The 22933-nt window shown below is 37.8% G+C and carries 16 protein-coding genes; 5 read left to right on the forward strand and 11 right to left on the reverse strand.

What is annotated here, in order from left to right; genetic code table 11:
* Window positions 1–107: 107 nt before the first annotated feature.
* The 4 genes from MKY49_RS17380 to pruA form a co-directional block, all read right to left on the reverse strand.
* The gene (locus tag MKY49_RS17380) at window positions 108–5726 is read right to left on the reverse strand and encodes an Ig-like domain-containing protein (protein WP_341386722.1); all 5619 of its coding nucleotides are present in this window, start codon (window positions 5724–5726) and stop codon (window positions 108–110) included.
* A gap of 427 nt (window positions 5727–6153) precedes the next feature.
* Window positions 6154–7398, reverse strand: coding sequence for a Glu/Leu/Phe/Val family dehydrogenase (locus MKY49_RS17385; RefSeq protein ID WP_036119847.1), 1245 nt, complete (start codon window positions 7396–7398; stop codon window positions 6154–6156).
* A gap of 83 nt (window positions 7399–7481) precedes the next feature.
* On the reverse strand, window positions 7482–8675 hold the full coding sequence (locus MKY49_RS17390) for an ornithine--oxo-acid transaminase (protein ID WP_274794208.1): 1194 nt from the start codon (window positions 8673–8675) through the stop codon (window positions 7482–7484).
* Window positions 8676–8916: 241 nt separating this feature from the next.
* On the reverse strand, window positions 8917–10461 hold the full coding sequence (gene pruA / locus MKY49_RS17395; RefSeq protein ID WP_274794209.1) for an L-glutamate gamma-semialdehyde dehydrogenase: 1545 nt from the start codon (window positions 10459–10461) through the stop codon (window positions 8917–8919).
* Window positions 10462–10606: 145 nt separating this feature from the next.
* Here pruA and MKY49_RS17400 point away from each other — a divergent pair, with 145 nt between their 5' ends.
* Window positions 10607–11914, forward strand: coding sequence for a sigma 54-interacting transcriptional regulator (locus MKY49_RS17400; RefSeq protein WP_312505803.1), 1308 nt, complete (start codon window positions 10607–10609; stop codon window positions 11912–11914).
* A gap of 43 nt (window positions 11915–11957) precedes the next feature.
* On the opposite strand, the gene yugI is transcribed toward MKY49_RS17400, so the two are convergent.
* The 3 genes from yugI to MKY49_RS17415 form a co-directional block, all read right to left on the reverse strand.
* On the reverse strand, window positions 11958–12335 hold the full coding sequence (yugI, locus tag MKY49_RS17405) for a S1 domain-containing post-transcriptional regulator GSP13 (RefSeq protein WP_004228409.1): 378 nt from the start codon (window positions 12333–12335) through the stop codon (window positions 11958–11960).
* A gap of 84 nt (window positions 12336–12419) precedes the next feature.
* Entirely contained in the window at window positions 12420–14054 is a 1635-nt protein-coding gene (locus tag MKY49_RS17410; protein WP_341386948.1) for a hypothetical protein, read from the reverse strand.
* Window positions 14047–14595 (reverse strand): RNA polymerase sigma factor, encoded by a 549-nt coding sequence (locus MKY49_RS17415; RefSeq protein WP_341386723.1) that lies wholly within the window; start codon window positions 14593–14595, stop codon window positions 14047–14049. The genes MKY49_RS17410 and MKY49_RS17415 overlap by 8 nt, the downstream gene beginning before the upstream one ends.
* Before the next feature lie 209 nt (window positions 14596–14804).
* Between MKY49_RS17415 and MKY49_RS17420 the strand changes: the two genes are divergently transcribed.
* On the forward strand, window positions 14805–16145 hold the full coding sequence (locus tag MKY49_RS17420) for a sodium-dependent transporter (RefSeq protein ID WP_341386724.1): 1341 nt from the start codon (window positions 14805–14807) through the stop codon (window positions 16143–16145).
* 77 nt (window positions 16146–16222) lie between these two features.
* On the opposite strand, the gene MKY49_RS17425 is transcribed toward MKY49_RS17420, so the two are convergent.
* On the reverse strand, window positions 16223–16483 hold the full coding sequence (locus MKY49_RS17425) for a DUF1871 family protein (RefSeq protein ID WP_004228396.1): 261 nt from the start codon (window positions 16481–16483) through the stop codon (window positions 16223–16225).
* Window positions 16484–16555: 72 nt separating this feature from the next.
* On the opposite strand from MKY49_RS17425, the gene MKY49_RS17430 reads away from it, so the two are divergent.
* Together MKY49_RS17430 and MKY49_RS17435 are read left to right on the forward strand one after the other, a co-directional pair.
* On the forward strand, window positions 16556–17728 hold the full coding sequence (locus MKY49_RS17430; RefSeq protein WP_312505809.1) for a MalY/PatB family protein: 1173 nt from the start codon (window positions 16556–16558) through the stop codon (window positions 17726–17728).
* 114 nt (window positions 17729–17842) lie between these two features.
* A complete protein-coding gene (locus MKY49_RS17435) occupies window positions 17843–19273 on the forward strand; it encodes a hypothetical protein (RefSeq protein ID WP_322605530.1) in 1431 nt (476 codons plus the stop codon).
* Window positions 19274–19313: 40 nt separating this feature from the next.
* On the opposite strand, the gene MKY49_RS17440 is transcribed toward MKY49_RS17435, so the two are convergent.
* The gene (locus MKY49_RS17440; protein ID WP_274794215.1) at window positions 19314–19526 is read right to left on the reverse strand and encodes a hypothetical protein; all 213 of its coding nucleotides are present in this window, start codon (window positions 19524–19526) and stop codon (window positions 19314–19316) included.
* A gap of 22 nt (window positions 19527–19548) precedes the next feature.
* A complete protein-coding gene (locus MKY49_RS17445; protein ID WP_274794217.1) occupies window positions 19549–20136 on the reverse strand; it encodes a peptidylprolyl isomerase in 588 nt (195 codons plus the stop codon).
* Between the two features lie 237 nt (window positions 20137–20373).
* On the opposite strand from MKY49_RS17445, the gene MKY49_RS17450 reads away from it, so the two are divergent.
* The gene (locus MKY49_RS17450; RefSeq protein WP_341386725.1) at window positions 20374–22224 is read left to right on the forward strand and encodes a transglycosylase domain-containing protein; all 1851 of its coding nucleotides are present in this window, start codon (window positions 20374–20376) and stop codon (window positions 22222–22224) included.
* Window positions 22225–22276: 52 nt separating this feature from the next.
* On the opposite strand, the gene MKY49_RS17455 is transcribed toward MKY49_RS17450, so the two are convergent.
* Window positions 22277–22840: a DUF5366 family protein gene (locus MKY49_RS17455; protein ID WP_274794219.1), complete on the reverse strand. Its 564-nt coding sequence runs from the start codon at window positions 22838–22840 to the stop codon at window positions 22277–22279.
* Window positions 22841–22933: the final 93 nt, after the last annotated feature.

The raw sequence follows: 22933 nt of genomic DNA on the forward strand, positions 1-22933 counted from the left end.
TAACATAGAATGCATGAACAAAATCTGAACAAGAAATCATTTGAATGAATGATAAATCTATTAAAAAAACAGGCTAAGGATTTTACCCTAGCCTGTTTAAACTATCATTATTTTGAAAGCTGTTCTTTGCCATCCTCATCAATAAAATATTTGTGAGAGTTAGCTGCTTCTTCGATTTCTTTGAAAGCCCAGTGTGTAGCTTTCACATCTGGGAAGCTTGGTTTTGCCACACCTTGTAATGGACCACGTTCAAACATGCGGTTCATCATCACAACAGCCTGTGCACGTGTTAACGCTGCATTTGGTGCAAAGCTTCCATCCTCAAGACCGTTGATGTTGCCTGAGGCGCGATTTGCTTCTATGATCCATTGTGCCCAGTGGCCTTTTGTATCCTTGAATGTAATAGCTACCCCCTGTTCTACTGAAAACTGCTTATAGTTGGCTACGACTGCTGCCATTTCAGCACGCGTGATGTTGCTATTTGCATGGAAGTTACCATTGTTATCACCATTCATAATGCCTTGTTCTTTTACAAAGGCAATCGCTCCTGCCGCACTATGATCTTTTGCTACATCTTTAAATGGTGCTTTATGGACTGCTTGTCCTTCTGTGTAGCCTAAAATACGAGCCATCATGATCGCTATCTGTGCACGTGTTACATTCTTATCAGGACCAAATGTGCCATTCGGGAATCCTTTAATATAAGCCTCGTGCTCACTTACCTCTGGTTTTTCAAATTGAATAATCGTAAATGTACTAAACTTCTCTACAGTGAAACGTAGACCCAGTTCACCCTTCGCCATTGTTACAACTTCAGGGAACACTACTTTTTTCTCGCCATCTGAGTGTTCAATGAATACAGCTAATTGATCAAGAAATGCTTGACGCTCTGCTGTCGCTGTTGGTACATTCACTCCTTTTAAAGGTAGTGTCACTTGCACTGGACGACTTGGCATATTCGTTTCAATTGTCATTGGACGTGCTACAACATGTACATCATCACTTTGTAGTGTCTCACGTACTACTTGCTCTGCTTTTGCACGTTCCTCAATTGCTTGACGCTCACTTTCCTTCTTCACTGGTACTAAACGGAAGTAGAAGCTGTCGTCGATACCTTCCATTGAACTATGCGGAATCGCAATATGACCATTTTCCGTAGAAATTTCTAATGATAAACCGTTGTCTCGTAACGTTTGTAGAGATTGTTTTGGTACTTCTACCGTTACTTGATCCACTTCATCATTCACATCAGGAATAACAATACGTGCAATGCTATTACCAATTTGTTTCGCTTTTTCTACTGCTTCTAGTGCTTGCGCTGGTGTTAAGTTGACAAAGTCTGTTACGTCACCATTCACATGCTTCGTACGTTCAATTTCCACTGTTGTTTTTTCAAGTGGGTTGTCACCGTCAATTTCAAGTTCTACCTGAATTTTTGTTTTTGTTTCACTTGGTGTCGGTGGTACTGATGGTGTTGGATCAGGCGTCCATGTACCTCCGCCGCCTGAATTACCTCCACCTGTATAAGCTTCACGGTATATTTTAATCGAGTAGTGTTTCACATTGCCGTTCGCATCTGTCACGGTGATCACAATGATATTTTCCCCTACTTGTAGTGGAATTTGTTCAAGAGTGCCTAGTTGTCCATTGACTGTTGTTGTCACCGAAGCACCTGGAATAATTGGTGTTGCTAAGAACGATAATTGTGATGTGGCATAATCAACGTTCATTGTATAATCTGTTACTTCTGAAGAGAAGCTTGGACTTAATGTGCCTTGAGATGGTATTAATGAGCCTAGACCTGGTGTTAATACAGGTGGCGTTTTTGTATTGATAGTAATCGTCTTGTTAATCGAAGTTGTTTCGCCATCTTTTTCTGCCGTTATTTCAACTGTGTAATCACCATCTGGTAAATCCTTTGTTGGCTCAAAGCTCCACGTACCATCTGGGTTCACCGTTACAGTTGGTGTGTCGATGACATTTCCAACTTTATCCTTAATTGCTACGGTTACTGTTGAACCTGGTGTTGCCGTTCCTTTGAACTCCGGCTTCGCTGTTGCAACTTTATCACCGATTGGCTCAGTTATACCCACTGTTAGGGCTGTTGTATCTACTGTAACCTCTTTTGTTTCCGTTGCTGTTTTGCCATTTTTTTCTGCCGTTACTTCAACTGTGTAATCACCATCTGGTAAATCCTTTGTTGGCTCAAAACTCCACGTACCATCTGGGTTCACCGTTACAGTTGGTGTGTCGATGATATTTCCAACTTTATCCTTAATTGCTACGGTTACTGTTGAACCTGGTGTTGCCGTTCCTTTGAACTCTGGCTTCGCTGTTGCAACTTTATCACCGATTGGCTCAGTTATACCCACTGTTAGGACTGTTGTATCTACTGTAACCTCTTTTGTTTCCGTTGCTGTTTTGCCATTTTTTTCTGCCGTTACTTCAACTGTGTAATCACCATCTGGTAAATCCTTTGTTGGCTCAAAGCTCCACGTACCATCTGGGTTCACCGTTACAGTTGGTGTGTCGATGACATTTCCAACTTTATCCTTAATTGCTACGGTTACTGTTGAACCTGGTGTTGCCGTTCCTTTGAACTCCGGCTTTGCTGTTGCAACTTTATCACCGATTGGCTCAGTTATACCCACTGTTAGGACTGTTGTATCTACTGTAACCTCTTTTGTTTCCGTTGCTGTTTTGCCATTTTTTTCTGCCGTTACTTCAACTGTGTAATCACCATCTGGTAAATCCTTTGTTGGCTCAAAGCTCCATGTACCATCTGGATTCACTGTTACAGTTGGTGTATCGATGACATTTCCAGCTTTATCCTTAATTGCTACGGTTACTGTTGAACCTGGTGTTGCCGTTCCTTTGAACTCTGGCTTCGCTGTTGCAACTTTATCACCGATTGGCTCAGTTATACCCACTGTTAGGACTGTTGTATCTACTGTAACCTCTTTTGTTTCCGTTGCTGTTTTGCCATTTTTTTCTGCGGTTACTTCAACTGTGTAATCACCATCTGGTAAATCCTTTGTTGGCTCAAAGCTCCATGTACCATCTGGATTCACTGTTACAGTTGGTGTATCGATGACATTTCCAACTTTATCCTTAATTTCTACTGTTACTTCTGAACCTTTTGTTACAGATCCTTCGAAAATTGGTTTCGATGTTGTAATTTTATCACCCTCTGGCTTGATTATCTCAACAGTTGGCGCCTCGACAAATACAATCTTTTTGGATGCACTTAATGCAAAATTTTCATCCTCTGGCATGCCACCATACTCGATAACGTAACCTTTAACAGACGGATCATTAGGCCTATAATCATTCCATTGTCCAGGATTAGATTCTTTTGGCCCAAAAATATGCGCTACATATTCACCAATACCGTTATAATCATTTGGTTCACCCGATTGCCAATTACTATACATATCTGGTTCAATTTTCCCAGGTGAATAACCCGTATAAAACTTCAAACCTTTTCCTTGATCTATTAGCCCCTCTGGACCAGTTACCCATCGCCAGTCACCAATTTGTTTAGGGAAAGTTCCCCCATCAGGATTATTATCTACATTTCGTTCGATATCTTTAGCACCAATCCAACCAAGACCTAACGTCTTTTCCTTGACAAAGTTATTTTCGTTTTTACCTGTGATTGTAACAAGATATCCTTTTCGGCCAAAGTAATTTTTTTCTTCAGCTTCCTTTTTTGCATTAAACCATGTAATAGGAGCATCTTTGTTTATATATTCATAAAAGTGTCCATTCTCACTAAATGCTAATGCACTACCTAATGTGAACGTTATATTACGATCCGTTTGATCAGTTGACGTTGTTGTAAATGTTACACTTCGTAGTATAGCTTGATAGTCTTCAATTGATGCTTTACCACTTAATGTTAGTATCCCTGTTGCAGGATTGAAATTACCTGTAATACCATTTACATTTGTATATTCAAGTTTGTCCTCTGCTTTGAAGTTTTCAATCGCTACAGTTGCGCCGTTTAAATTATCTTCATATCCATTTAAAACACTCGAGTCAAGTGTTACTCCTGCATCTACTACAACAGCGCCATTTTCAATTTTATTATTCACAATAACAGCCACAGTATCCCCTGGAGATGTTGTGATAGCTGGACCGCCAGTTGTTGATTTTTTAAGGTTCTCTCTTGCAGTATCTAAAGCAGTTAATGCTTCATCTACTTGTTTCTGTGTAGCGTTTGGATCTGTTAAAACCCCTTTTGCTACCGTTAAGGCTTGTTGCAATGCTTCCCAAGAAGATGTTGTCCATTCTGCTTCTTGTAAATTTTCAGCATCAATATTATTTACTTTTGTCTCCATATCCTTTTTATCTATATACTGTACAAATGTGAAATAACTACCATCTTGTAATCTATTTTCATTGATTTGGAATGTGCCTGATTCTTTATCCATAGAAACAGCTACCGTAGAATCACTCATAAAAGATTCTTCTGGACTTATATACAACGCTAATGTATATAAGTCTTTATTTAAACCATCAACTTGTAACGTAATGTTTTCGTCTTGCCATGTTCCGTTTTTCTCTACTTTAAAGATACGTTCCATTCTTTTAGCTGCTATTTTGGTAGTATCGTTAACCAATGCTAGTGTCGAAGGTAAATTAGCTTCATCAATGTTAATGTTATAATCCTTGGCACGATTATTATCGCTAAATGTTAAGAATGATAAATCAGGGATTTCTGCATTATTTGCACTGTTGGAAGGTTCAATAGTTTTCCCTACTGCCATTGTAACTAATGCGTTCGTATCTACTGACTTTGATTGCTTTTGGTATAATACACCAGCATCATCACGACCAATCCCTGTAATACGATAGCCATAGCCTTCATTCTTTTCAGCTGTCCACATTGATGAACCATCACTTGCGATATAGTCACTCTGCAATGTAATGCCATATTTTAATGCAAGATAGCTATTCACCTTTTGTCGTTCATCAGGGTCTAATTTTCTATTAAAAACAATAACTTCTGAAAGATCACCATTTAAAACACTACTATGACCTGCCCCAATGTAATATTTAAGAGTTCTAGAATTATTACTGTGATACAGAGGTGTATTTTCATTTTTTTGTTTTAGCAGTTCCCCATCTAATGACAATGCCCAATCATTAACAGCACCCCACGTATTTAATATTCTTGGTTGAGTCAAACTAAGTACATTAGGAATGATTTCTCCTTTGTCCGAACCAAAATATGCTTTAAGATTTGTATTTTGATATTTCGGGCTCTCATCTGTACTTCCACCACCAAATTCAAAAGGAAAACCTGTTGAAGAAACAGAATCATTTTTTTGAACTGAAAATATTTCTCTTTCTGTTTCATCAATATTAAACTGATCTGTTGAATACCAAACCAACTTATTAGAAGTACTAGTCATTCCAGCATTAAAATTAATTTTAGACTCACTATCTGCTTTTGTAAAAGTTTCTCGCGCTGGTACCCATTTTCGAGTAACATCTGCTAAATCTTTTAAATTAATAACATTATTATTAGCATCATATTGCCTACTCTTACCAATATCAACCCAAGAGAGTAAATTCTCACTTACTCCTCCTGGTGTTCCTGTTGTTGCAGCTTCAGTGTTCATCGGAGCTACTGATAAAGATAAGCTGCTTGCTACTAATGACATTGAAAGTACCGTAGCACAAGAACGTTGCCACCATTTTTTCTGTTTCCTCTCCATTTTTAAACCTCCATTCAAAAACTCTTTTATTTCAATTATTTTCGCTACTCCCTCCTATAATTCTAGTATTTTCAACACATTCTAATGTACTATATTGTGTCTGAACAAAATCTGAACAAAAGGCTCATTATACTGGTTTTATCTAATCGTAATAGTTCATCTGTTCAGATTTTGTTTAGGCTGCATCTGTATAGTTAGGGTTACTTTAAGGAAAAGGGATTTTGCTATGGTTATGCTTATAATTGTCGTTTTTTGTTGTATCCTGTTGATCGGGGGAATCATTACGTTTAAATATCTTCAGGTACGGAGAGTTCGGCAGGAGAAAAAAATGATGTTAGAGCAGCGACTTGAACATCTTATTTATACGAATAAACATGAAAAAAACGAGCCATCCGATTAAGGAATGACTCGTTTTTCGATCTATTGCTTACACCCATCCACGGAAGCGAGAAGCTTCTGCAGTACGGCGAACACCTACCATGTAAGCTGCTAAGCGCATGTTGATGTTACGTGTTGTAGCTGTTGTATATACATTATCAAATGCTTCAACCATTTTTTTGTATAGACGTTCTTCCACTTCTTCTTCTGTCCAGTAATAACCTTGGTTATTTTGAACCCATTCAAAGTAAGAAACTGTCACACCACCAGCAGAGGCTAATACGTCTGGTACAAGTAAAATGCCACGCTCAGTTAAGATTTTAGTTGCTTCTGCAGTTGTTGGACCATTTGCTGCTTCTACTACGATATTGGCTTTAATATTGTGAGCATTGTCAGCAGTAATTTGGTTTTCAATTGCAGCTGGCACTAAAATATCACAATCAAGCTCTAATAATTCTTTGTTTGAAATTGTGTTTTCAAATAAAGTTGTTACTGTTCCGAAGCTATCACGACGATCTAATAAATAGTCGATATCTAAACCTTCAGGATCATGAAGTGCACCATAAGCATCTGAAATACCGATTACTTTTGCACCTAAATCATGCATGAATTTCGCAAGGAAGCTTCCTGCGTTACCAAATCCTTGAATAACAACGCGAGCACCTTTAATATCAATACCACGTTTTTTCGCTGCTTCTTCGATTACGATTGTAACACCTTGTGCAGTCGCACGGTCACGACCTTGAGAACCACCAAGTACTAGTGGCTTACCTGTGATAAAGCCTGGAGAGTTGAATTCATCCATGCGGCTATATTCATCCATCATCCATGCCATAATTTGTGCGTTTGTAAATACGTCTGGCGCAGGAATATCTTTTGTTGGTCCTACGATTTGACTTACTGCACGTACGTAGCCACGGCTTAAACGTTCGATTTCGCCCATAGACATTTGACGAGGGTCACAAATGACACCGCCTTTACCACCACCGTATGGTAGGTCGACAATACCACATTTCAATGTCATCCACATTGAAAGCGCTTTAACTTCCTCTTCAGATACTTGTGGGTGGAAACGAACCCCACCTTTTGTTGGTCCTACTGCATCATTATGTTGTGCACGGTAACCAGTAAACACTTTTGTTGTACCATCATCCATTTTCACTGGGATACGTACTTGGAGCATGCGAAGCGGTTCTTTTAGTAATTCATACATTGCTTCATCATAGCCAAGTTTATTTAGAGCATCTTGAATGACATCTTGTGTTGATGTGAAAAGATTTAAGTTTTCAGACATTATTAAATCGCCTCTTTGTTTTTTTTAATGATAGTTATCGGCATCATTGTAACATACTTCCGAATTAAAATGTGAACATTTTGTTAAAGTTTAAATACTTTTTCAATTTGTTCGATTGACCAATCTAAATCCTCTTGAGAAATCACTAGTGGTGGTGCAAAACGGATAACTGTATCATGTGTTTCTTTACATAATAAACCTAGTTCTTTTAGTTTTTCACAGTATGGACGAGCAGCCTCTGTTAATTCCATACCGATAAATAAACCACGACCGCGTACTTCTTTAATGACTGGGTTGTTAATTTCTCTTAATTTACCTTTGAAATATTCGCCAAGCTCATGAGAACGCTCTGCTAATTTTTCATCAAGTAAAACTTTAATAGATGCAATAGAAACTGCACATGCTAAAGGATTACCACCAAAAGTTGAACCGTGTGAGCCTGGGTTGAAGACACCTAAGATGCTACGGTTTGCAGCCACACAAGAAATTGGGAATACACCGCCACCTAGTGCTTTACCTAGGATGTACATATCTGGCTCTACTTCTTCCCAATCACAAGCAAACATTTTACCAGTACGTGCTAAACCAGCTTGAATTTCGTCTGCGATGAATAATACATTGTTTTCACGGCAAAGTTCACGAGCTGCTTTTAAGAAACCTTCTGGAGGAATAACGATACCAGCTTCACCTTGAATTGGTTCAATTAAAAATGCAGCAGTATTTGGTGTAATAGCCGCTTTTAATGCTTCAAGATTACCGTAATCTACTAGTTTAACGTTTGGTAACATTGGACCGAAGCCACGACGGTATTCTTCATCAGAAGATAAAGATACAGCTAGCATAGTACGACCATGGAAGTTACCATTACATGCGATAATTTCAGCTTTACCATCTTCTACGCCTTTTACATCATATGCCCAACGACGAGCTGCTTTAAACGCAGTCTCTACAGCTTCAGCACCTGTATTCATTGGTAATACCATTTCTTTATTTGTTAATTTACCTACTAGCTCATACCATTCACCTAGGTTTTCACTGTAAAATGCACGAGAAGTTAACGTTACTTTATCTGCTTGCTCTTTTAAAGCAGCGATAATTTTTGGGTGACGATGACCTTGGTTTACAGCTGAATAAGCAGATAACATATCTAAGTATTTGTTGCCCTCTGGATCTTTAACCCAAGCACCCTCAGCCTCTGAAATTACGATTGGCAGTGGATGATAGTTTGCTGCACCAAAATTTTGCGTTTGTTCAATAACTTGTTGACTTTTTGTCATATCCTGTTCTCTCCTAACTAAATCATAATAAAAACTCTATGGAAGAAAGGGACTATGTATCTCTATAAGTAGAATGATTAACCAATAATTCAAACGGTAAATTTGTTCACTTCTCCAAAGTAAACTACCATGTCATGTTACGGTTTTAGCCAGGGGTAGCATTACCTGGAGAAGTATCCCAAATTCATTTGAAATGCCTCAATTTCTACTTATTTGAACAGCCCTAACGTCAATTTGAAAATTAAAGCATTTCTGAAGTTGTTTTAGCTTGCATATGCAGTTGTAGGTAGTCTGGGCCACCAGCTTTTGAGTCTGTACCTGACATGTTAAAGCCACCAAATGGTTGGTAACCTACGATTGCACCTGTACAGCCACGGTTGAAGTAAAGATTTCCTACATGGAATTCTTCACGAGCTTTTTCTAAATTCATACGGTTCTTCGTGATAACTGCACCTGTTAAGCCGTATTCTGTGTCATTTGCGATGTCAATTGCTTGGTCAAAGTCTTTTGCTTTTGCAATCGCAACAACTGGTCCGAAGATTTCTTCTTTCATAATACGAGCTGAAGGATCAACGTCAGCGAATACTGTTGGTTGTACGAAGTAACCTACTGAATCGTCAGCTGTACCACCAGCTACTAGACGGCCTTCGCCTTTACCGATTTCAATGTACTCAGTAATTTTGTTGAAAGCGGCTTGGTCGATAACTGTTGCCATGAAGTTGCTGAAGTCTGTTGGGTCTCCAACTGTTAAAGCGTTTGTTAATTCAACCACGCGCTCTACTACTTGGTCATACACATCTTCTACGATGACTGCACGAGAACATGCTGAACATTTTTGACCTGAGAAACCAAATGCTGATTTCACGATCGATTGTGCAGCTAACTCTAAATCCGCTTCTTTATCGACAACGATTGTATCTTTACCGCCCATTTCAGCGATAACACGTTTAATCCAAATTTGACCTTCATTTAATACAGAAGCACGTTGGTTAATACGTAAACCAACATCACGTGAACCTGTGAAGCTGATGAAGCGCGTTTTTGGATGATCGACTAAGTAGTCACCCACTTCAGCACCAGAACCTGGTACGAAGTTAACAGCTCCTGCTGGAAGACCAGCTTCTTCTAATACTTCGATAAATTTATATGCTATAACTGGAGTTGTTGACGCTGGTTTTAATAACACTGTGTTCCCTGTTACTAATGCAGCTACTGTTGTACCAGCCATGATTGCAAATGGGAAGTTCCAAGGAGAAATCACGATACCGATACCTAATGGAATGTAGTCATAACGGTTGTATTCACCTGGACGGCTTTCTACTGGGTGGCCATCTTTAATGCGTAGCATTTGGCGACCATAGTATTCCATGAAGTCGATTGCTTCTGCAGTATCTGCATCAGCCTCTGCCCAAGGCTTACCAGCTTCTTTTGTTAATAATGCAGAGAATTCATGTTTGCGACGACGGATAATCGCTGCTGCTTTGAAAAGAACGTCTGCACGAATAGCTGGATCAACTTTTTTCCAAGTCTTAAATGTTTCATCTGCTGCTTGCATCGCTTTTTCAGCTAAATCTTTGCTCGCTTTTGAAACGCGACCAATTACTTCTGTTTTCTTTGCAGGATTGTACGAAACGATTTTATCTTCAGTTGTAATGCGTTCGCCACCGATAATTAGTGGATAGTCTTGACCTAAGTAACCTTCAACTTTATTTAAAGCCTCTACATAAGCATTGTAGTTTGCCTCTTGTGAAAAATCTGTGAATGGTTCGTGTTTGTATGGAATCATACTTAATCCTCCCTTGTGAGATCTATTTGGGTATGCAAAAAACATTGACGCAAAATATCTTTGCGTATAAAATATTCTTACACTTATTATAATGCAAAATTTCGTTGCATATTTCAAGTAAAAAATTTTTGAGGTGCACTTTTTTATGAAAAATTCTGAACCTTTACTACCTTTTTATGAGTTTATTGCAACAAATGTATCCGTTGGTATTCATGCAGTAGACCTATCTGGTAAAACAATTATTTACAACACAAAAATGAAAGAAATTGAAGGATTTCATTTTGATGAACTTGCAGATCGTTCAATTATTGAAATGTTTTCCTTTCGTCAACACGAAAGTACATTAATGCGTGTTTTACAAACAGGAAAAAAAGAAATCAATGTAAAACAATCCTATTGGAATAAAAATGGCCATGAAATTACAACAATCAATGATACTTTTCCACTTTTTGTTGAAGGTAAGCTGATTGGAGCAATCGAATTTGCTCGTGATATTACTTCTTTGGAAAAGCTTGTTTATCAACCCCTTCGTCGTTACGATGAACCCCTAACATTTGATATGATTAAAGCTGACTCTGAAGCAATGAAGCAGGTGATCGAGAACGCTAAAAAAGCTGCTGCCGTAAAATTACCTGTCTTATTAATTGGCGAATCGGGCACTGGGAAAGATTTAGTTGCTGAAGGTATTCACCATGCTGCTTCTCCGGATCCTGACGCCTTCGTAACACTCGTTAGTCGCCGCTCAGCTCAATCGGTTCTTGATAAATTACAACAGCTTTTAGAAGAAGATAAAGAGTATACCTTTTTCTTTGAACGCATAGATTTTCTGAGCTTAGACATTCAAGAGCAGCTGTTAGATATACTACAATCGCTTCCCCAGTCCAAATATATGCTGATTGGAAGTGTAGGTAGTGACCCTATTACATTGATTGCCGAGAAAAAGCTGTCAAAGTCTCTTTATTATTTCTTTGCAACAATGGCTATTACCATTCCTAATTTAACGGATCGAAAAGAAGATATTCTTCCATTTGTCGAAGATTATTTTAGTCGACATCGAGAACGATTTGCCTCACAAGTCACTGAACTTGCACCAGATGTACAAGAATTATTTTTACAATATGATTGGCCAGGCAATTTAAAGGAACTTGAGCTACTACTGGATGAAATTGTGTCCTTTATGACAACGGAGTCCACTGTTACTTCAGATTTATTGCCTTTACATTTCCGCTTCAAAGTACAACAGCAAGACACAAACAATCGAGAGCCCGAGTTCTTTATGTTTCATCAAAATCATAATGTCATGCCACTTGATGCTTATTTGCGTGAAGCCGAATCATATTATGTGCAAAATGTCTTAAATTTATATGAGGGCAATATTACAAAGGCAGCAAATGCGCTTGGAATGAGCCGACAAAACCTACAATATCGAATTCGCAAACTAAAAAAACAATAGTAAAAAAACGAGGATACCTTCATTCGAAAGCATCCTCGTTTTCTTATTGACCGGATTGTTCAATCCAGTCCTGTAATTTATCTTTTAAGGAATTAAAACCATTTGCATCCGATTCATCTACACGGTCCTGCAATGATTTGCGTGGTGGTGCATCTTTTTTTCTTACTGTTGCTGGGCGATCCTGTAGCGCTCTCATCGATAAACTTATTTTTTCGGCCTCTTCATCGATTTCAAGTATCTTAACCTCTACTTCTTGCCCAACAGCTAAAAATTCACTAACGTCCTTCACAAAGCCGTATGTTATTTCCGAAATATGCACAAGGCCTTGCGTATTGTCATCTAATGCAACAAATGCACCGTATGGTTGAATACCTGTAACTTTTCCGGTCAACACGTCTCCTAATTCATATTTTTTTACCATAACCTTTGCCCACTTTCTATTTGTTTGCTACGTATATATCGCTTAAATTATAACATACGAGTAAAAACGGGGCAAAAAATCTCCTTACTCGGAAATGGCTGTAATGATGCAACGTTTTTCACCTTTTCCTGTAGTCACTGTACCTAACTGGAAGGTTATATGCTGACCAATTAGTTGAACTGATTCTGGCTTAACACCAGCTTTAATGGTTGTATGAGAGGCATCTGTTGCATAAAGAATTGTAAAATGTTCCATCCCATCAAATGGAGACACTTTCCTTAAATCGACATCTTGAGATAGTAACTGCTTAGCTGTTTCTTGATCACCTTTACCTTGTGCATATAAGAATAGGCTTACAACGTTTATTGGATTCAATGATTCTAGAATGCTATCATCTTTACTTGTTATATAGGCATTGTAAAGGGATTCAGTTTGATAAATCCATCGAAAATCAATACGCAAACTTGTTGCACCATCTTCTGATTGTCTGTAGACATCATTACTTAAACGAGAAAGCTCTATCCCAATATCCTGTTTTGTTAGCTGAACTAGTGTTTTGGATTTCCCACTTCCCTTAAATTCTTCAACGATAAATTGTGCGGTCAAGCGCATCGATTCTCCATACTTCCCATTTGCCGTATCCTTTAATAGCTTTATATGTTTGGGTGAGTATCTCATTTTGTCATCAATACCTTTTAATAATACAAGCCAGGCATTTTCGAACTCTTTGTTTAAATTTCTCACTTGGATATCGAGCCCTGATGTTGATAGGTCATTTACTAATGTTCTTTCGTATAACTTTAAAATACGAGCAGATTCTTCTGCAGAAAATCGTAAATCCTCACCATTGAATAAAGAGCCCGTAGCCAAATATTTAAAATAGCCTAATACATCAGGATGAAGACGGTCAATAGATACTGGTGCATCATTCATAAAAATGGGATTTGTTCTAAAACTATAGTTTTGTCCATCATAAGACAACTCAAAATATTGTTTTTTGGCCGTTGCAATTAACTGATTTAGCTCTTTAGGATAATCTTTCTTTTTTTGTGACAACACCGTATTATAGTGGGAAAGCTCATTTGTATAATATTGTAAAACGCCTTTCGTTGGGTAGTAATATTTGCTAAAGAAATATCTAGACTCGCCAAATGACATCGGTTTTTTGTTCTTCTCAATTCGCTCAATCATTTCTCGAGGTGTTTGCAAACTATCTAGTATTTCTTGCTCTAACTGCGTTAAATATTTTGAATCATAAGCCATTCTATTTAACACTATTTTTTTATTTTTAGCTTTATCATTGTATATATAGTCCGCCGTTTCAACAAACGAAAGTTTCTTAAAGTCATCCTCAGGTATATTCAACTCAATGCGTGTTTTTTCACGTTTATCTTGATACTTCTTTTGTAAACTAGAGAACCACTCTTCATAGCTGCTTTCAATCTTTTCTTCATCTGACTGAACGAATGCTGAAGGATACATATAAGACGAAATTAAAATACCTACCAAGAGCACACTGGCAATGCTAGCGATCCATACAGCCGTTTTTTGCCACTTTGCAGAAGGCTTTTGAGCCATATTGACGCTTTCTAAAGATTCTCTTGCGTAATCCTCGGCATCAATTTGCTGAAGAACTCGTTGTGGATCTAACTGTGATTCCATTCGCTCATAGGATTTATTCAGTAGTGCCATACGTTGCTCAAATTGCTTATCATCCATTTTCAACACTCCCCTCCTGCATTAACGCTGCCTTTAGCTTTTCTTTCGCACGTAATAATCGCACTTTGACCGTAGATAATGAAATATTTAAGACTTCAGCGATTTCTTCGTATTTTAATTCGTGGAAATAATACAAAACGAGAGGATAACGGTATTTTTCATCAAGAGCTTGAATAGCACTGTGTAGATGCCTGTCCTCTTCGAACAAAAGTACATTATCTTCTGCTGATGTATAGGCATTTTGTTGCTGAGCATGGAGTTTGTTCTCTTTTGCCTGCTGTCGTTGTTCCTTCCGATAATAATCACGTGTTGCATTTAAAGTGATTTTATAAAGCCACGTTGTAAATCGATCCTGTTTAAATTGATGTAAAAACCGATACAGTTTCACAAATACTTCCTGTGAAACATCAGCTAAATCGTTTGTATGTACACCACATTGAAAGGCAAACTTTTCAACGGTTCGTTGATGAATGCGGATAAGTTCAATATAAGCATCTTTATCCCCTTTCTGTGCCCTCGCTATTAACTCAGCTTCCGTCAACATGATCCCTCCTTTTGTTAATGGAACGAAACTTCTCATCCAATTGTTACAAACTTTTACTCAAAAAGGAGTACCTTCCTAATAAGTTACCAGTCTAGTTCCTATCCACTGGGAATGAACAAATAGCCATCATCAATATTCTGATAATAGCTTGTGTTATGCGAATATTGAGGTAAAATAAAACTTTAGTATAAGGAGGATTTATTTTCGTGTCATCGAGAGATCAATTTACAACTAAAATTGGGTTTATATTAGCTGCTGCAGGAAGTGCAATTGGGCTAGGGGCCATTTGGAAATTTCCTTATATGGCAGGTACAAATGGCGGCAGTGTCTTTATTTTATTATTTATTTTATGTACATTCTTTATTGGCTTACCAGTGCTCATAGCAGAGTTTATGATTGGTCGACGAGGACAAAAAGATGCTGTTACATCATTTAAGGAACAAGCACCAGGAAAGCCTTGGTATTTAATTGGCTGGGGCGGTATGGTGATTGCGGGCCTTATTTTATCATTTTATAGTGTTGTTGGTGGATGGATTTTAAGCTACTTAGCACGCGCCATTTCGTTTAAGCTGACGAATGCTAGTTCAGACATCAACTACGCTGATTTATTTGGCACTATTATTTCCAGCCCAATTGAAGCAGTGCTTGTACAAGGACTATTTATGTTGCTAACAGTGGTCATTGTGTCAGCAGGTATTAAGGGTGGAATCGAAAAAGCAAGCACATGGATGATGCCTCTACTCTTCATTTTCTTTATTGTGTTAGTGATACGCTCCTTAACTTTAGATGGAGCAATGGAAGGCGTTAAATTTATGTTTGTACCTGATTGGTCTTACTTTAACGCTGAAACGTTTTTAATGGCATTAGGACAAGCATTCTTCTCACTAAGTGTAGGTATTGCTGTAATGATTACTTATGCCTCCTACTTGTCTAAAACCGAGAAGATTGGTAACTCTGCGATTAATGTTGCATCCATGAACATTATCATCTCTTTACTTGCGGGTCTTGTTATTTTCCCTGCAGTATTTGCGCTTGGCTATACGCCCGATCAAGGGCCGGGTCTCGTATTTATTATTTTGCCAGCTGTCTTCGAGCAGTTACCTCTTGGTGGTCTTTTCTTAACAATCTTCTTTATCCTATTACTTTTTGCTACAGTCACTTCTTCCATTTCCATGTTAGAAATAGTTGTGGCCATTGCGATTGGAGACAAACCTGAAAAGCGTAAAAAGATTGCTTGGATTGGCGGCATTATCATTTTCATCTTCGGTATTCCAAGTGCGCTATCATTTGGTATATTATCCGATATAAAAATTTTAGACCGCTCTATTTTTGACTTTGTTGATTTTATGACAAACAGCATAGGCATGCCTATTGGAGCCTTTTTAATTTCTATCTTTGCAGGTTATTATTATACAAAGGATATTTCGCGTAAGGAATTGGCTGCATCTAGCTTCATGTTTACTATTTGGTTCATGTTAATTCGTTACGTTTCCCCTATTGCTATATTCATTATTTTCATTCAGGGAATCCTACCTTTATTTAAATAAGAAGTGGCCTCAAATATGCAATAAAAAAGAGGTTGTCCCATGACAACCCCTTTTTTATAAGAAAAATGCAAAATATTTTAAATAATACATTTTGCTTCAAATTTAATCGCAATCAGTTTATAAGAAATGGCTACACAATCTTCAAACGGTATCCATTGTTCAAACGAATGCTCATATGTTTCTTGAATTACTTTTGCAAGAGTTGAAGGATCATCAATTCCTTGCAATGCCGCTACAACATCTGCTGTTTCCGTATCATAATGGTCTGGACCTAAGTGGAATGGATCCCACTCCTCTAGCAGATGGACAGCTGCTTGATTCATTTTTATATTTTCCAAAATACTCACCTATTATCCTTTGATCATACTCGTATGATACCATAGTAAATAAAAAAGAAAAGAGTGATTTGCTTGTCTATTTTTGATCAAACTATTAAACGTCGTTGTACAAATTCCGTAAAATGGGACGCAATGGAAAAAGTTTATGGCTTACATGATGCGTCTGATATCTTGCCAATGTGGGTAGCTGATATGGATTTTGCAGCTCCAGCAGCTGTTTCAAAGGCATTACAGCAACATGCAGCACAAACTGTTTTTGGTTATAGTTTTATTGGCGAAGATGCAATCCAGTCAATCGTAGACTGGCAAAATACTCGTCATGACTGGCATATTGACAAAGAGTCTATCGTATTCTGCAATGGTGTCGTCGCTGCTTTAGCCAATAGCATTGTAGCTTTCACTAACCCTGGCGACAAAGTACTCATCTCCTCACCGGTTTATCCACCATTCTTTAACATACCGAAAAGTAATGGTCGTGAAGTTATAAGCTGTCCATTAGTTGAAAAAGATGGTACCTATGTTTATGATTTTGAAGCGTTTGAACAAGCATTAGCGCAAAATGTGAAAGCCTACATATTATGTAATCCTCACAATCCAGGGGGTTATGTATGGGATGAAGCAACTTTAAAAGAAATTGTACGACTTTGCGCTAAATACGATGTCATCATTATTTCTGATGAAATTCACGCTGATTTAATGATCAATGGGGAAAAACACATACCTTTAGCAAAAATTGCAGGAGATGAAATTAATCGTGTTGTCACGTGTATGGCTCCCACTAAAACATTTAACTTAGCAGGAATTCAAGTTTCTTATATGATCGTGACAGATAAGAAAAAACGTTTACAACTAGAGGCAATTAATATGGCTAGTGGGCAAGGCTCACTGAATACGTTTGCCTCTGTAGCACTTCATGCCGCTTATACTGAGGGCTCAGCTTGGTTAGATGAACTACTCACATATATTTCTGCCAATATGGACTATGTAAAAGCCGAGTTAGAGCAGATTCCAGGCATTCGCGTGACGAAACCACAATCCACTTATTTAATTTGGATTGATTACAGAGAGCTAGCTCTTGAAGAAAAAGATCTTATGAATCGCTTATTAGAAGTAGGTAAGCTTGCATTAGAACCAGGGACAAAATACGGTGAAGAAGGCCGAGGCTTCCTCCGTATGAATGTAGCTTGTTCATTTGAAACCGTACAAGATGGTGTAAAACGATTTAAAAAGGCTTTTGAACAATAATAAAGAAATAAAAGAATGGGATATCTCCACTTTGGTAGATATCCTTTTTATGTTTAAAATGATTATTTTGTGGAAAAGTATCTTATCAATTGGATGTAAAGAGAGGTGTTTTTCATGAGCTTGGCTCCATTAACGATTAAACGCGCATATATGACGTTCCTTTTTCCCTTTGCCTATTCCACTAATAATCGTGAAAAGATTGGTGATGTACTATTACAAGAAGGCTTTTCCTTTTTCACGTTGAATAACACCACTCTTGAAGAAGCATTTTATGGTGATATAACGATTATCCATGAGGAGCTTGCTCAATTTTTCTATCCCTTTTTAGAGGATAAATTATTTCCAAACGAAATGGACAGTCCTGATTTTATCCGTTTTTCAAAAGCATTCTATATACAAGGTTCCTTACAACATCAAGAAAGTCACAGCCATTATGACTACGAGGTGATGAGTATCGATGTGACACTATGTCCCTTTGGGAATGGTATTGTCACTGTACGGACAAGCATGACAGATACCCCAAATGATCTTAGTGATATTTTGAATTTTATTCACTATTTTAGAGTGTTAGAGGCTAAGTTGCGTGAGGAAAAGGGAGCCAGTCATCTTTTTTCATTTGGCCATTGTTCATCCACAAGTGAACTATTATTTAAGCATTTCATCCCCTATTTACGGCCTTTTCTACTGCACCAACAAGATCATAGCTACGAAGGCTTACCTTTTTTTGAGGATGAGCGCATGTTAGCATCTGCTTATTTAATAGCTGAGGAAGAAGCAGAAATTTTACCTGAGCATTTATTTCGATTAGGGCAAGTGGATGGTAGGACACCAGATGGCAAGCCTTTTATATCTAGCACGAATCCTCAATATATCTCTAATTATGTGCAAGAACACGCTCATACACGATGGGCACCTAACAGTTATATTATCACCTCATCACAGGCACAAATAACGATTACAAATAAGCCTTTTGATAAATGTACTCATAGTATTCAGGAATTTATGGGTACCCATTATTACAATCTGTTCATTCATTATTTTTATAAAATGATGCTCTTAAAGCTGTCCTATGAATATAGTGAAATAAAGTGGGGCAAAGATAAACAGGTTGTCAACGAATTAATCGAGCTCATCACAAAGTTTTCTGCTCGTTATTATTTTGAAGAAGTCATTGTTCGAACAGAAGGCAGAGAAATATCTCAAATGCTGCGAACGTATTTCCGTATAAACGAGCACTATGTGGAAACGAAAGAAACATTGAACAGCTTATACCGAACACAAGAAGATCAATCAGATAATCGCAGTAATAATTTACTGTTTATCTTAACTGTATTTACTGTTGTGTCGGGTATTTACGGTATGAACTTAGTCATTGAAGGTTGGAAGGATAGCAGTGATTTTGAGAGTATATGGAGCTATACACTGTTTGAATGGGTAGCCTTTATTACCGCATTAAGTGGGATTGGCTTATCCCTAATCCTTGTTTTTGTCACTGCCTTTAAAACGCTACAAAACATGGTTCGTCGGGCTAAAAGAAAAATGTAAATAAAAGAATCTGTCTCCAGTGGAGGCAGATTCTTTTTAATTAAATATTCTGTTGGTTGTTTGTACTTTTCTTCTCTGCTAAGATACGCGCTTCAATTTCCTTTGATTTCATTTCTTGCTTCTTTGAAATTTTTCGGAAAAGCGTAAACACGATGATACATAAAATAAGCATGATTAAAAATTCAAATGCCGCTGGAATATATCCTGATTTATCTTCAGGGAAATATAAAAATTGGTACATTAAATTTTGCATACTCTACACGTCCTTATAAGAATTATTCAAAGACTGTAATTGACTCAATTTTCACATCTTCTAATGGCTTATCACGGAAATCCTTTTCTACATCTGCAATTTTATCTACAATGTCCATACCTTCTACAACATGGCCGAATACTGTGTGTTTATGGTCTAACCAAGGTGTACCACCGTTTTGAGCGTAAGCTTCAATAATCTCTTCTGGGAAGCCTGCTCCTTGTAATTGACGAAGCATATCACTTGGAAGGTGCTTCATTTGTACAATAAAGAACTGAGAACCATTTGTGTTTGGACCTGCATTCGCCATTGATAGCGCACCACGAAGGTTAAATAATTGATCAGAGAACTCATCCTCGAAAGAATTACCCCAAATAGATTCTCCACCCATACCAGTACCAGTTGGGTCACCGCCTTGAATCATGAAATCTTGAATAACACGGTGGAAAATGATGCCGTTATAATAGCCTGATTTAGCATGCCCTAAAAAGTTCTCAACAGTTTTTGGTGCATGTTCCGGGAACAATTTAATTTTGATAGCACCTAATGTTGTGTTCATTTCTACAAGCACTTCGCCTGCTTGTACGTCTGTTGTTAATTGTGGAAACATGGAAGTCTCTCCTTTAGTGATAAATTTCAGTTTCAATGAAAAAGATGACATTTCATCCTTTCTGACCTCATTTTAGTCTAACATACTTCCTATTGGTTTTCTTCATCAAAGTATTGACGATTTTTGCACTTTTAACATTCATTCTCAAAATGCTGGAAATAGGTCCGACCGAGTATTTGGAATCAATCCAAAATATGTTATTCTGATGAAGGATTTATAGAAAGAGTGGAGGCACACATGAAAAAGGCTTTTGGTTTTTTTATTATACTTCTTTCCCTACCGGCTCTATGGTGGATTAGTACCAACATCCGAACAGAAATCAATACAGCACAAGCACATGAACAGCAGATTTCACAGGCTATTCATTTGCCTGAAGTACAAACACAGCTACCTGTCACACTGAAAGATCAAGACGGGCAAACATTTAGTGAGGAATATGTCGAATGGCGGCAGCCACTAACCTTACAAGAAATTCCACAAATTGCCCAGGAAATATTCATCACAAGTGAAGACGCTGATTTTTATGAGCATATCGGCTTTGATTTAAGTGCAATCATAAGAGCAGTTGTTGCGAATTCGAATAGCAACACCACTTCCCAGGGAGGTAGTACGATTACACAGCAACTCGTTCGAATGCGTTATTTATCTGATGAAAAAACATACGAACGGAAATTAACAGAGCTTTTCTATGCTTATGAATTAGAAAAAGAGTTTGATAAAGAAACGATTTTAACAATGTACCTGAATGAGTCTTATTTTAGCAATCAAGTGTATGGCATTGGTGGAGCAGCTACTTATTATTTTCAAAAGCCACTCCAAGAATTATCCATTGCTGAAATAGCCTTTATTGCAGCTATTCCAAATAACCCCTCACTTTATAACCCGTTAAAAAATTTCGATCAAACTAAAGCGAGGCAGGAACGATTATTAGATACACTTGCAATAAATGGGGCTATTACAAAAGAAGATGCAGCTACCTATAAGGCTGCACCGATTACATTGAATATTAAAGATAAAATTCAAAGTTATCCAATGTACAGTACCTATGTACTCCAAGAGTTAAAATGGTTAGTTGCAGAAAAGGAAGGTTACGCCGATCGACTGAGTAATACCGATAATGAGGAAGAAAAGAAAGCAATTAAGGCACAACTAGACAAACGACTGGATACCTTATTTCAAAATGGACTAATTATTAACACGGCTCTTGATCCAACTAAGCAGCTACACGATGAAGAAAAAATATCAGCCATTCTAGGAACAGGTGAATTGCAAGCAGCAGGTGCTGTCATAAATAATCAATCGAGAGAAATTGTTAGCCTGTATGCAGGAAAAAACTATGAAAAGTTTGATTATCATCGTGCATTCCAAGGAACCCGTCAGCCAGGCTCAGCCTTTAAGCCACTAGCCGTCTATGCTCCTTTTTTTGAAACGACAGCACATACACCCGATTCAATTGTGAATGGAGGTCGTTACTGTGTTGGCTCGTTTTGTCCGCAAAACTATGGGGGCTATACCTATGGAGATGTGTCTATTCGAACAGCCTTTCGACACAGCTATAATACATCTGCATTGCGTCTCTTTCAAACAGTTGGCGTGGAAACGGCCTTCCATTACTTAGACCGTTTTCACTTCCGCTCCATTGTAGAAAAGGATCATAATTTTGCCGCTTCTTTAGGGGGGCTTACCTATGGTGTGACAACACTAGAGCTGGCAGACGCATATACAAGCTTTATTGACGGATCTTATGCTCTAGCCCATAGCATACGGAAAGTCACTGCTTTAGATGGTACAGAACTTTATAGTTGGGATACACAGCGCGATCAAATCTGGTCTCCTAAAACCGTAAAATACATGCGGGAACTGCTTGCAGATGTTGTAGCAAACGGAACGGGACAGGGTGTCTATAGTAACAGCAGCTACGTTGGTGCAAAAACTGGAACAACGAATGACTATCGTGACTACTGGCTTGCTGGACTTAATGATGAATATACTGCAGCTGTATGGCTAGGGTATGATAAGCCTCAAACGATGCAAAAGTTAGAGGAATACAAAATCCATCATCAATTATTTAATGTTTTACTTGAGTAGAACTAAAAGGTAGCAGTCTTGAAGCGACTGCTACCCTTTTTAGTATGTGTATCTAATTTGCAAACGGCAAACTTGCCAAAATACCATTGTATAGTTTCAACACAACATAAATAACAAGTGTTAAAAGAATAGTCCACATAAAAAGCTCAAAGATTAATAGACCGATTGTGCTGCTCATTGACATGAATTGGCTCATTTTATAGATAAGGTAAATAAAGTATGTAAACACCGTAATCACAAAAATACCTATTAAAACATAAATAAATTGAATGGCAAATGCCGAACACATTGCACCTATAAATAAGATAATATAGCCGCTTCGAGCCTGACTAACAGTTGCTCCATCGTTGTCTTTAGAAAAGAACAGCATACCTAACTCATGAATCGTTTCCCCTACTAGTTTAAGTGCAGAAAATAACATAAAAAAAACAATGGCGAAAACGATAAGGAGAAATACACGTAATTCAAAATCAGATAAAAATTCCCGCATACCTGAATAAACGCCAATCGATTGAAAAATCTGTAAGGATTCGCCAACAGCATACATGCCAAATGTCAAACTAAACAATAAAATTGTAATTAATGGTAAATAACCATAGATATATGGATTCCTCATAAAAAATTTTTTTCCTCTATTTTTATTGATAACTTCCTATTTATAATATAACGAAAATTCTTCCACGACCGCAAGCTAAATCCCATTAGTGCA

It is taken from the genome of Lysinibacillus sp. FSL M8-0134, from assembly GCF_038069745.1.
Classification (GTDB): domain Bacteria; phylum Bacillota; class Bacilli; order Bacillales_A; family Planococcaceae; genus Lysinibacillus; species Lysinibacillus irui.